Below are 11,463 nucleotides of genomic sequence, written 5' to 3'. Positions count from 1 at the left end.
ATTAGCCGTCGGTTCTTTCCACAGGCCGAGTAGCTATTGCACGTATATTGCACGGGCAAGTAAAAACCCCCGGGATCTCAATGATTCCGGGGGTTTTCTCGTGAGCGATACTGGGATCGAACCAGCGACCTCTTCCGTGTCAGGGAAGCGCGCTACCGCTGCGCCAATCGCTCAAACTCTGTATTCAATTTTACTTCTGCGTGCAACTGCGAGGTGGCGACGGGATTTGAACCCGTGTGGACGGCTTTGCAGGCCGCTGCCTCGCCTCTCGGCCACGCCACCATGTTCTGGCGAGGTGGGCAACCCTTTTCAGGACTACGACACCATGAGACTTCGAGCGGATGACGAGATTCGAACTCGCGACCCTCACCTTGGCAAGGTGATGCGCTACCACTGCGCCACATCCGCACTCGCACGCATTCCTGCGTGCTTGGAAGACTCTATCTGATGCTGCGGGAGAGAGCCAATCCAGATTGGTGCGTGTCGCCCAACCGAGGCAATTTCGGCCGCATTCCGGGGTTGCCGGGGGTCGTGTTTCTGAACAGGGTCGCGGATATGGCAGGATTGTGCACGGCGGGCGATTGGCGCAGTTGGTAGCGCGCTTCCTTCACACGGAAGAGGTCATCGGTTCGAGTCCGGTATCGCCCACAACACGGTCCCCTGCGGTGGTGGCTGAGGTCCCAGCCCCCCAGGGAGCACGATGCAGAGCCTCGCCAGCCGACTCGTCGCCCTGGCGATCGTGCTTCGCGGGTCCAAACGTCGGTTCAGTTCCGCGGATCTCACCCGCCGCCAGATCGCCCGGCTGCAGTTGAACCCGGCGAGATTCGCTCCCCCGCAGCGGCTGTTCCGCGGTCTCGACGTGACCGTGAGCACCAGATCGGGCTGGCCGGTCTACCAGATCGCCCCTCGCGGACTCGACTCGCGACGCCGTGCGATCTACCTGCACGGCGGTGCGTACGTCTACGAGATCGTCGCTCAGCACTGGCAGCTCATCGCCGACCTCGCCCGCAGCACAGACACCCGCTTCATCGTGCCGATCTATCCGCTGGCGCCCTCGGCCACGGCGTCGGCGATCGTGCCTGCCGTCGCCGACCTCGCCGAGGAACTGATTCGGGACGTCGGCGCCGAGAACCTCAGCATCCTCGGCGACTCGGCCGGGGGCGGCATGGCTCTCGCCGTCGCACTGCAGCTGCGGGACCGCGGGGCTCCCCCACTGCGAGCAACCGTGCTCGTTTCGCCCTGGCTCGACATCAGCGGCACCGACCCGGCTCTCGCCGTCATCGCACCACGTGACCCGTGGCTCGCCGTTCCGGGCTCCCACGCGGCGGGCGAGATCTACCGGGGTGAGCTGTCAGAGGACGACCCGATCGTCAGTCCGATCCACGGCGACCTCGCCGGGCTCGGCCCCGTCACGATGTTCAGCGGCACCCGCGACATCCTGAACGCCGATGCCCGACGGCTCGTTCGATTGGCCGGGCAGGTGGGAATGACCGTGGACTACCACGAACAGCCCGAGATGATCCACGTCTACCCCCTGCTGCCGATCCCGGAAGCGAAGACGGCCAGGGCCGTGATTCGCGCAGCCATCACGCGCTGAGCACCGCCGGCTCGACCTCCGGGCCGCTGAACTGGGTGAGCACGCCCGGCGAGTAGAGCACGGAATCCGGCGGCCGGGCTGAGATGCCCGGCAGGCCGCTCGCGGCGAGCAACTCGTCGTGCAGCGACACCAGCTCGGCCTCGAAGAGCGGCCAGGGCGGATGCCGGTTGGCCATTACCAGCGTGCGGCCACCGCGGCGCACGAAGAGCCGCCACCGGGCGGTTAGGAAGTCGGCGAGCGGATCGTCGACGACCCGAACATCGGATGGCCGGCTCACGACCCTCGAGACCGGCGCCTGCCGCGAGTGCCGGCGACTCGAGTAGCGCAGCTCGTCGCCGACGCGGTCGAAGCCGGCCGCCGCCCAGAAATACGGGATCGAGTATGCGGCGCGCGCGCCGAGCACCGCCGCCAGCCGGGACGCCTCGAGCGAGCTGAACACCACGCCGCGGCGACCCTGGGCATCGACCGCGTAGAGCCGCACGTTCACCTCGGTGAAAGCGCCGAAATACGGCACCGGCGGGCCGCCGAGCACCGCAGTGCTGGCCATCCGGAACGGGATGAGACCCACCCAGGAGCTGCCGTCGAAGACGTCGGGAACGACGCCGGCGGGCAGGAGCGGCGCCACCAGGGCGGCATCCACCCGCCAGTGGATGAAGGTGAGGTCGGCCCAGAACTGTTCGAGAATCGCCCGGCCGGGCAGCACGGGTGCGGTCTGCGAGATGGACTCCACCCGCCAAGACTAAGCCCGGCGGGCTCCGGGCTCTCCGGGCAGGGATGCGGAGGCCCGCGATGATCCGATCCGGCGGAGCAGTGTCCAGAGGATCGCGCAGACCACGAACGACCAGACCGCTGCCGCGATCACCGCCAGCGCCTGCCCCATCAGCACCTCGGGCTGGCCGGTGTAGATGAAGCTCACGTCGGTGGCGAGCCCCCCGATCAGCACGAGGCCGATGGCCGCGCCGAGGCTCAGGGTCGGCAGAAGACCGTCGGAGCCGCGTCGTGGAAGCAGCAGACACACCGCTCCGCTCAGCGCGCCGACGACCACACCGATGGCCGGCTCGAGGTTCGCGCAGGCGGGGGTCGCGGCCGCCAGCCCGCCCACGAGGCCCGTCACGAGGCCGAGCGGAGTGTTCGCGCGATCCCGCACCCTCTCGACGAGGGCGCCCGCGAGGGCCCCGGCCAGCGGCATCAGGAGCGCGTTGAGCATGATCAGGGGGGTGTGCGAGTCGATGGCGAGCTCGAGACCGACGAGCCAGCCCAACCACGCGGCCCACATGGCGAGCGTCGGCCAGAGCACCCGCCCCCACGGTTCGACCGGAGCGGCGACCCGCGCCCCCGCCCGCCGCTCGATCCAGAGCACGGCCATCCCGCCGCTTCCCGCCGCCACGAGGGCCGGCAGGGCCGCCCCGATGTCGATGAAACCGAGGCCGGTGCCGAACGGGTCGAACCAGGTGCCGAACACCGTCGCGAGGGCCGGAAGCGCGATGAGGGCGGTCGCGAGGGCGGCGAAGACCAGCACGGGCGGGGAGAGCGTGGCAGCGCGCCGGATGGGCGACGTGACGACCACGGCGAAGAAGGCCCCGAGGGCGGCGATCGGGGCGATGTACAGGGGCGCGAAACCGGGCGGCCGCAGGGCGACGAGCACGAGCCCCGTCGCGGCGCCGATCGCCGCGATCACGGCGACACCCGACCAGATCCCGCGTGAGCTGCGGCCGGAGAGTCGGTTCTGCAGCAGCGTGAAGAACGCCCCGGACGCGAGAATGGCGACCGCACCGAGCACGCTCAGCCACACGCTGGTCGTGGTCATGGCATCCTCTCGTGGCCGGCCCCCTGGATCGTCACAGGGCTAGTCTCACACGCCCCGTGACGCAGCGCGGGGTGCCGCCCCGAAAGGACGGCACCCCGCGTGCTGTGATTCTCTGGGTCAGACCGATTCGAGCGCGTAGCCCTCTTCGCCGTGGACGATGGTGTCGACGCCGGCGACCTCATCCTCGTTGGTGATGCGGAAGCCCATGGTCTTCTGGATGATCCATCCGATCGCGTAGGCCAGCACGAAGGAGTAGATGCCGATGCCGAACCCGGCCAGGGCCTGAACTCCGAGCTGCTTGAAGCTGCCCGTGTCGATGAGGCCGATTCCGCTTCCGAAGATGCCGATGTACAGCGTACCGAGCAGACCGCCGACGAGGTGGATGCCCACGACGTCGAGCGAGTCATCGAAGCCGAGCTTGAACTTGAGGTCGATCGCGAAGGCACACACCGCACCGGCGAGCAGTCCGAGCACGATCGCCCAACCCGGGGTCAGGATGTTGCAGGCGGGGGTGATCGCCACGAGACCGGCAACGGCTCCCGAAGCGGCACCGATCGATGTCGGCTTGCCGTCCTTGATCTTCTCCACGATCAGCCAGCCGAGGATGGCGGCGGCCGGGGCGGCGAGGGTGTTGATCCAGGCGATGGCGGCGACTCCGTCGACCGCGGCCTCGGAACCGGCGTTGAATCCGAACCAGCCGAACCAGAGCAGCGCGGCGCCGAGGAGGGTCAGCGGAACGTTGTGCGGCTTGGACAGGCCCTTCTTGAAGCCGACCCGCTTGCCGAGCACGAGCGCCAGTGCCAGACCGGCCGCACCCGCGTTGATGTGAACGGCGGTGCCACCGGCGAAGTCATTCACGCCGAGTACGTGGGGCGCCCAGCCGTCAGTGAGGTTGAACACCCAGTAGGCCACCGGGAAGTAGACCACGGTCGCCCAGACACCGGCGAACACCATCCACGCCCCGAACTTGGCGCGGTCGGCGATCGCGCCGGAGATGAGGGCCACGGTGATGATGGCGAACGTGGCCTGGAAGCCGGCGAAGGCGAGACCGTTGAGGTCGGCCGACATGGCGCCACCCTTGCCGATTCCGACAAGCTTGCCAAGACCCAACAGACCGGAGGGGTTTCCGAGCCAGCCGGAGATGAGCGGCGGGCCGAAGGAGAGACCATAGCCGTAGAGCACCCAGAGCACTCCGATGAGGCCCATGGCGCCGAAGCTCATCATCATCATGCTGATGACGCTCTTGGCCCGCACCATGCCGCCGTAGAAGAAGGCGACGCCGGGGGTCATGATCAGAACGAGGGCTGCGGCCACGAGGAGCCACAGGGAATTCAAGTTGAGCGTGATGCCGTCAGTAGTGGCATTCGTTAGGACCGACAATGCGACCATGGGTTGGGGTTGCCTCTCTCTATTTCACAGGGCTCCCGTCGGCGTCTGCTCTCGATCGGCTCAACGGGCCGCCGATCTGATCCGCCTCGGGATGGGGCTAGTTTGGTGGGCCGACATTTCCGCAGCGCTGTCACCGTGTTTCACCCCTGTTACGCCCGTGGCGTGAATGTAAACATCGTGTTTCGCCGATCCGTGGATCCGCCTCGTAATCGAGTCAGGGCCGCCCGGGTGACCCCCGTAGACTCGAATGCGTCGACTGGAGGCCGGTGAAAATCCTGAGAAGCGAGCGCTACGCGGCCTTCCTGCTCCTCGGCGCTGCAGTTCTCGGGGTGATTCTGGCGAACACCGCCTGGGGACCCGCGCTCCAGCACGCCAAGGACTTCCCCCTCGAGATCCCCCGGCTCGGACTCCATCTGACAGTCGGGGACTGGATCAAAGACGGACTGCTCGCCGTCTTCTTCTTCATCGCCGCGATCGAGCTGCGGCACGAACTCGCCCACGGCGAGCTCAACAGCGCGCGCAAGGCCCTGGTCCCCACCGTCGCGGCGGTCGGCGGAGTGATCGTGCCGGCCATCATCTTCCTGATCGTGGTGCGCGACCCCGCGCTGTCGGTCGGCTGGCCCATCCCCACCGCCACCGACATCGCCTTCGCGCTCGGGGCGCTCGCCCTCGTCGGCCGCGCGCTGCCCTCGCGGGTGCGCGCGCTGCTGCTCGCGCTTGCCGTGATCGACGACCTGATCGCCATCATCATCATCGCCGTCTTCTTCACCAGCGACCTGCAGCCGATTCCGCTACTCGCGGCCGTTCCGGTCGTGCTGCTCTTCGGCTGGCTGAGCGCCCGGGCGCGCTCGGCGCCGATCGTCGCGCTGCTGATCGTGCTGGGGATCGCCGCCTGGGTGCTCGTGCACCTGTCGGGCATCCACGCGACGATCGCCGGCGTCGCCCTGGGGCTCATCATGGCGGGGAAGAGCGCCGGCAAGACCCGGCACGCCCTCGAACCCGTGAGCAACGGCTTCATCCTGCCGGTCTTCGCGTTTACGGCGGCGCTCGTCGCGCTGCCCGCGGTGGGCATCGCCAACCTGAGCCCCGTGTTCTGGGCGATCGTCATCGCCCTGCCGGTCGGCAAGCTCATCGGCATCACCGGCGGGGCGGTGATCGCCACCGCCATTGCCGGCCGCGGCGGTCCGAAGGGCATCCCGCTCGGGGACATCGTGGCGGTGGCCGGCCTGGGCGGAATCGGATTCACCGTGTCCCTCCTCATGAACGAACTGGCCTACGACCACGACCACGAGATCGCCGTGGAGGGAACCCTCGCCGTGCTCGTCGCCTCGGTGATCGCGGCCGTGATCGGTGTCTCCCTCACCGCCGCGCGCTCCCGCCACTACCGCTCGCGGCGAGCGAAGGCCTGAACCCGGGCTCTCTCCCACGGAGGGAGAAACCCCCTGGGGCGGGCGAAACCTCCTCGCGGAGGGGGACGCGCCTCCCGCCGCCACGCTGTATCCCCGCCAACGCGTGCGGTATCTCCCGCCGCGAGCGGGTTAGAGGTGACCAGCGGTGAGGGCGATGAGTCGCGAGGTGGCCCGCAGGTACTTCTTGCGGTAGCCGCCGGCGAGCATCTCCTCCGGAAAGATCTCGTCGAGCGGTGTTCCGGTCGCGATGATGCGCACCTGGGCGTCGTAGAGCCGGTCGACGAAGGCGACGAAGCGGAGGGCATCCGTCTGGTTGGCGAGCTCGTGCACGTCGGTGAGCGCGATCGCGTCGAGTCCATCGACGAGCTTGAAATAGCGGGACGGATGCACGGAGGCGAGGTGCCGCACGGCATCGTCGAAGCCGTCGACGGTGATCTCGCCCTCCACTCCCGCGATCGCCGCGTCGAGGTCGCCATCCGCGACGGTTGCCGCGTGCCCCTCGAAGTGACGGCGGCGGTAGTCGAGTCCGTCGATACGGAGGGTGGTGAAGCGCGCGGCGAGGGCGTCGATCTCCCGCAGGAAGTCCTGAGCCGCGAACCGGCCCTCGCCCAGGGCGTTCGGCGGGGTGTTCGACGTCGCGGCGATCCTCGATCCGGAGGCCACGAGGTCGGACAACAGCCGCGACATCAGGCGGGTATCCCCCGGGTCGTCGAGTTCGAACTCGTCGATGCAGATGATGGAGGCGCCCTTGAGCAGGGCCACGGTCGGCGCGTAGCCGAGCGCGCCCACCAGCGCGGTGTACTCGATGAACGTTCCGAAGTACTTGCGGTCGGGCATCAGGTGCCACAGTGCGGCGAGGAGATGGGTCTTGCCCACGCCGAAACCGCCGTCGAGATAGACCCCCGGGAGCGCGGCCGGGGCGCGGCGGCGGGAGAAGAGGCCGCCCGATCGTCCGGAGTCCGCGGCGAAATTGCGGATCGCGGCGACCGCAGCCCCCTGCGACGGGAAGTCGCGATCGGGCCGGTAGGAGTCGAGCGTGGCCGACTGGAACTGGCGCGGGGGCACGAGCTGCTCCACGATCTCGGTGCCGCTGAGCGTCGGGTGACGATCCAGCAGACTCTCCGGATTCGACAGTCCGAGGAAACCCTGGTCAGCGCTCACTCGTGCCTCGCCCCTGCCTTGAAATCCGGTCCCGAAATTGTGTCGAACTCTTACGAGGGGCCACCTGGAGCCTCGCGCAGTGCGTAGATTCGTCACGGGTACTTCTCAAGCCTAGCTGCCCGCAAACACGCACACCGTCGCCCGCACGAGGCGTCAACTGGAGGTTCTTCATGACCGTCGAGGTCGATCCATCCCCGAAATTCGCCGAGTACGCCCACCCGGAGCGGCTCGTGAGCACCGAGTGGCTCCAGGCGCGGCTCGGCACCCCCGGCCTCGTCGTCGTCGAATCGGATGAGGACGTGTTGCTCTACGAGACCGGCCACATCCCCGGCTCCGTCAAGATCGACTGGCACACCGACCTCAACGACCCGATCGAACGCGACTACATCAACGGCGAACAGTTCGCGAAACTGGTGGGATCGAAGGGCATCTCCCGCGACTCGACGGTCGTGATCTACGGCGACAAGAACAACTGGTGGGCCGCCTATGCGCTGTGGGTGTTCACCCTGTTCGGCCACGAGGATGTGCGGCTTCTCGACGGCGGCCGAGCCAAGTGGGAGGCCGAGGGCCGCGAATACACCACGGATGCCCCGGCCGTCTCCCCCGTGGACTACCCGGTCGTCGAGCGGGACGACGCGGCCATCCGCGCCTTCAAGGTCGACGTGCTCGCGCACTTCGGCAATCCGCTCATCGACGTGCGATCCGTGGAGGAGTACACCGGCCAGCGCACCACCATGCCCGCCTACCCGGAAGAGGGCGCGCTCCGCGCCGGCCACATCCCCACCGCGCAGAACGTGCCGTGGGCGAAGGCCGTTGCCGAGGACGGCGGGTTCAGGCCCCTGGCAGAACTCGACTCCATCTACCGCGACGGAGCCGGGCTGCGCGACGGCGACGACGTGATCGCCTACTGCCGCATCGGCGAACGCTCGAGCCACACCTGGTTCGTGCTCACCCACCTGCTCGGCTTCCAGGGGGTGCGCAACTACGACGGATCCTGGACCGAGTGGGGCTCCGCCGTGCGCGTGCCGATCGTCAAGGGCGTCGAACCCGGAGCGGTGCCCGCCGCCCGCTAGTCCTCCCGGTCACGCGGCGGGAGACGGCGCGGTGGGATACTGGAGAGCCATGACAGAACGCGATCTCCCCGACTCTCTCATCCAGATCCAGGACGACTTTCTCGAACTCGACCAGCGCGACCGGCTGGTGCTGCTGCTGGAGTTCGCGAACGAACTCCCCGAGCTCCCGCCCCGCTACGCCGAGCACCCCGACCTGTTCGAACGGGTGGAGGAGTGCCAGTCGCCCGTCTACATCTTCGTGGAGGTGGACGACGACCGGATCGTGCACCTGTTCGCGACGGCGCCCAAGGAGGCTCCGACCACCCGCGGGTTCGCCTCCATCCTGGCGCAGGGGCTCAGCGGCCTCACCGTGGAGCAGGTGCTCGACGTGCCAGACGACTTCCCGAACACGATCGGGCTCACCGAGGCGGTCAGCCCCCTGCGCATTCGCGGCATGACGGCGATGCTCGGGCGCACCAAGCGGCAGATCCGGGAGAAGATCGCCGCGTGATCCTCACGCGCGTCTTCCCCGAGCCGGGCGAACCGATCGACACGGATGGGGCGGATGCGCGGGAGCGACTCGCGCTCCTCTATGAGCCCGGCGCCCGGCGCTGGCTGCGACTCAACCTCGTGGCGAGCGTCGACGGCAGCGCGGCGGGATCCGACGGCACCTCGGAGTCGCTGAGCAATCGCGCGGACCGCAAGATCCTGGGCGTGATCCGCCGTCACAGCCAGGTGGTGCTGGTCGGCGCGGCGAGCGTGCGCGCGGAGGGCTATCAGCTCCCGCGCACCGTGCCGCTGGCCGTGGTGACGAGCAGCGGCGACCTCGCCGGCCATCGCCTCTCGCCGCAACTCGCGCCCGATCGACTGATCGTGTTCTGCCCGGCGGGTGCCGAGACCGCCGTTCGGGAGTCCCTGGGAGAGATCGCCGCCCGCATCGTCACCCTCCCGGACGTCGGCGGCCGGCTCGAGGCGGCATCCGTCGTCGGTTCGCTTGCCGACCTGGGCTTCGACCGCGTCGTCTGCGAGGGCGGTCCGACCCTCGCCGCCCAGCTTCTCGATGCCGGCCTCGTGCACGAGCTCTGCCTGTCGACGAGCCCGCGGATCGGCGGCGGCAGGCTGCGCCTGCTGGGCGACCGTGCGATCGAGGAGAGGGCCCTCGAGCTCAGGCAGCTGCTGGTCGACGACGGCGGCGGGCTCTACGCGCGCTGGCTGCTTGCCGGGAGCTGACTCGCGGTCAGTCGCCGCGCACCGCGAGCGGCGCGGTCGCCAGCCAGTGCGCGATGGCGGCATTCCACCGCGGCGGGTCGTAGTTCCACAGCTTGGTGTGGCGCGCCCCGCTGAACGACTCGAAGGTCACGATGTCCGGCCTCGCCTCGGCGAGTGCTCGGGACGCGGTCGACGGGACGAACCCGTCATCGTCGCTGTGCATGAGCAGGATGGGCAGGTCTAGTTCGTCTGACCGACGAACGAAGTCGAGCCGGCCGATGTCGATCGCCGCGCTCTGCCCCGTGAGACGCCTCGCCCACTCGCTGCCGATGAGGGAGATCACGCCAGACCACACCGGGCCGGGCAACCCCAGAAGCGTGCCCTGGAAGCGCAGGGCCGTCACCCAGTCCACGACCGGAGAGTCGAGCACGAGACCGCGCACGACTCCCGCGAGAGGGGAGCGGGTAACCGCCTGCAGCACCGTCGCCCCGCCCATCGACCAGCCCATCAGCACGACATCCGTCGCCCCGTGGTCGAGGGCGTACTGGATCGCGGCCTCCACGTCGCGCCATTCGGTGTCCCCGAGCCCGTACCGTCCGTCGAGGCTCGGTGGTGCATCGCCATCGTTGCGGTAGGAGATGAGAAGCGAGGTGTAGCCGGCGTCGCGGAAGACCGGGACCGCCCGGATCGTCTCGGCACGACGCACGGCGCGCCCGTGAACCTGGATCACCCAGCGAGTGCTCGGACCCGCGGCCGGCACGAGCCAGGCCGGTGCCGGTCCGAACTCGGTCGCGATCGCCACGTCCTCCACCGGCACCCCCAGTTCGGCCGGGGTCAGGAAGAACCAGCCGCTGATCCGTCCTCGAGTCGCCTTCGTCAGGTCGCCGGAATCGACCGAGATCACCCGCCGGGTGACCGTGTGTCCCGACCGGGCGATGATCTCGCCGAGCTTGGCGTGGCCGGTCTCCGCCGCGAACCAGAAGCTGTATTCGCCGGGAAGCAGGGCATCCGCCGTGTCATCGAGGGTGATCGTGGAGGCCGCCAGGTCCACCGACAGCACCACAACGTCTTCCGGCCGGCGTCGCGGCGGCGTCACCACCGTGCGGGCGACCACCACCGTGAGCACGCTCGACGCGACTGCGGCCAGGCTCACCGCGGCCCCCGCGGCCAGCAGGCTCGCGGTCAACCAAGGGAAGCCCCGGACGGCGTGCCTTCGAGAATCTGCCACAGTCGAACTTTAGTCTTCGGTCGTGCCCGAAAAACCCGCAGGACAATCGGTGCCGGCCGCCTTCACCGCCGCGCTCCATTCTGTTCGCCGCGCCCGACTGCGCTCGGAGCTCACGCTCACCGAGATCCCCGCGCCCGGCAATCTCGCGCCGTACAGCATCGCGCTCGCGGCGGATGTGACGCCCGCCCGTCACGAGGCGGACTCCGACCTCGGCACCGGCCGATTCATCCTGCTCTACGACCCGAGCGAGCCGGAGGCATGGGGCGGTCCCTTCCGCATAGTCTGCTTCGCCCAGGCACCACTCGAGACTGACATCGGGCTCGACCCGTTCCTCGCCGACGTCGCCTGGTCCTGGCTCGTGGATGCGCTCGACGCCCGGGGCGCCAAGTACATGGCGGCCTCCGGCACCGCCACCAAGATCCTCTCCACCGGTTACGGCGAGCTCGCCAGCCAGGGCGACGGTGCCCAGATCGAGCTCCGGGCCTCCTGGAGCCCCCTCGACCACGACATCACCGCACATGTGGAAGGCTGGGGTGAGTTGTTGTGCATGCTGGCGGGCCTCCCGCCGGCCGTCGAAGGAGTCAGTTTGCTAGCGGCGCGTCGAGCTGCAC

At 68.8% G+C, this 11,463-nt stretch carries 11 protein-coding genes and 4 tRNA genes; 7 read left to right on the top strand and 8 right to left on the bottom strand.

Annotated elements, in window-relative coordinates:
• Nucleotides 1–101: 101 nt before the first annotated feature.
• The 3 genes from ACHZD8_RS09425 to ACHZD8_RS09415 form a co-directional block, all read right to left on the bottom strand.
• A tRNA-Val gene (locus tag ACHZD8_RS09425) sits at nucleotides 102–173 on the bottom strand.
• 38 nt (nucleotides 174–211) lie between these two features.
• Nucleotides 212–282 (bottom strand) — tRNA-Cys (locus tag ACHZD8_RS09420).
• Between the two features lie 54 nt (nucleotides 283–336).
• Nucleotides 337–408: transfer RNA gene (locus tag ACHZD8_RS09415), tRNA-Gly, on the bottom strand.
• A 167-nt stretch (nucleotides 409–575) separates the two neighbouring features.
• Between ACHZD8_RS09415 and ACHZD8_RS09410 the strand changes: the two genes are divergently transcribed.
• Nucleotides 576–648: transfer RNA gene (locus ACHZD8_RS09410), tRNA-Val, on the top strand.
• Between the two features lie 52 nt (nucleotides 649–700).
• On the top strand, nucleotides 701–1,597 hold the full coding sequence (locus tag ACHZD8_RS09405) for an alpha/beta hydrolase fold domain-containing protein (RefSeq protein WP_394770042.1): 897 nt from the start codon (nucleotides 701–703) through the stop codon (nucleotides 1,595–1,597).
• Here ACHZD8_RS09405 and ACHZD8_RS09400 read toward each other — a convergent pair.
• From ACHZD8_RS09400 to ACHZD8_RS09390, 3 genes are all read right to left on the bottom strand, one after another.
• Entirely contained in the window at nucleotides 1,587–2,327 is a 741-nt protein-coding gene (locus tag ACHZD8_RS09400) for a YqjF family protein (protein ID WP_394770041.1), read from the bottom strand. The genes ACHZD8_RS09405 and ACHZD8_RS09400 overlap by 11 nt on opposite strands.
• Before the next feature lie 9 nt (nucleotides 2,328–2,336).
• Nucleotides 2,337–3,404, bottom strand: coding sequence for a hypothetical protein (locus ACHZD8_RS09395; protein ID WP_394770039.1), 1,068 nt, complete (start codon nucleotides 3,402–3,404; stop codon nucleotides 2,337–2,339).
• Between the two features lie 117 nt (nucleotides 3,405–3,521).
• Nucleotides 3,522–4,793: an ammonium transporter gene (locus ACHZD8_RS09390; protein WP_394770038.1), complete on the bottom strand. Its 1,272-nt coding sequence runs from the start codon at nucleotides 4,791–4,793 to the stop codon at nucleotides 3,522–3,524.
• A 266-nt stretch (nucleotides 4,794–5,059) separates the two neighbouring features.
• Here ACHZD8_RS09390 and ACHZD8_RS09385 point away from each other — a divergent pair, with 266 nt between their 5' ends.
• Nucleotides 5,060–6,202, top strand: coding sequence for a Na+/H+ antiporter NhaA (locus ACHZD8_RS09385; RefSeq protein ID WP_394770037.1), 1,143 nt, complete (start codon nucleotides 5,060–5,062; stop codon nucleotides 6,200–6,202).
• Between the two features lie 129 nt (nucleotides 6,203–6,331).
• Here the strand turns inward: ACHZD8_RS09385 and zapE are convergent, their stop codons facing one another.
• Nucleotides 6,332–7,363: a cell division protein ZapE gene (gene zapE / locus ACHZD8_RS09380; protein ID WP_394770036.1), complete on the bottom strand. Its 1,032-nt coding sequence runs from the start codon at nucleotides 7,361–7,363 to the stop codon at nucleotides 6,332–6,334.
• Between the two features lie 170 nt (nucleotides 7,364–7,533).
• On the opposite strand from zapE, the gene ACHZD8_RS09375 reads away from it, so the two are divergent.
• From ACHZD8_RS09375 to ACHZD8_RS09365, 3 genes are read left to right on the top strand one after another with little or no spacing between them, the layout of a single operon-like run.
• Nucleotides 7,534–8,436: a sulfurtransferase gene (locus ACHZD8_RS09375; RefSeq protein ID WP_394770034.1), complete on the top strand. Its 903-nt coding sequence runs from the start codon at nucleotides 7,534–7,536 to the stop codon at nucleotides 8,434–8,436.
• A 49-nt stretch (nucleotides 8,437–8,485) separates the two neighbouring features.
• Nucleotides 8,486–8,926 (top strand): SufE family protein, encoded by a 441-nt coding sequence (locus ACHZD8_RS09370; RefSeq protein ID WP_147782377.1) that lies wholly within the window; start codon nucleotides 8,486–8,488, stop codon nucleotides 8,924–8,926.
• On the top strand, nucleotides 8,923–9,645 hold the full coding sequence (locus tag ACHZD8_RS09365) for a dihydrofolate reductase family protein (protein ID WP_394770033.1): 723 nt from the start codon (nucleotides 8,923–8,925) through the stop codon (nucleotides 9,643–9,645). The genes ACHZD8_RS09370 and ACHZD8_RS09365 overlap by 4 nt, the downstream gene beginning before the upstream one ends.
• A 7-nt stretch (nucleotides 9,646–9,652) precedes the next feature.
• Here the strand turns inward: ACHZD8_RS09365 and ACHZD8_RS09360 are convergent, their stop codons facing one another.
• Nucleotides 9,653–10,852 carry an alpha/beta hydrolase family protein gene (locus tag ACHZD8_RS09360; RefSeq protein WP_394770032.1) on the bottom strand — a complete coding sequence of 400 codons (1,200 nt, stop codon included), beginning with the start codon at nucleotides 10,850–10,852 and terminating at the stop codon, nucleotides 9,653–9,655.
• Nucleotides 10,853–10,874: 22 nt separating this feature from the next.
• Between ACHZD8_RS09360 and ACHZD8_RS09355 the strand changes: the two genes are divergently transcribed.
• Nucleotides 10,875–11,463 (top strand): DUF3000 domain-containing protein (locus tag ACHZD8_RS09355; protein ID WP_394770030.1); only part of this gene is annotated, 589 nt, incomplete at its 3' end.

This window comes from Lacisediminihabitans sp., assembly GCF_043726815.1.
Classification (GTDB): domain Bacteria; phylum Actinomycetota; class Actinomycetes; order Actinomycetales; family Microbacteriaceae; genus Lacisediminihabitans.
Note: the sequence above shows the minus strand (reverse complement) of the source record. Positions and strands in the feature narration are given on the sequence as shown.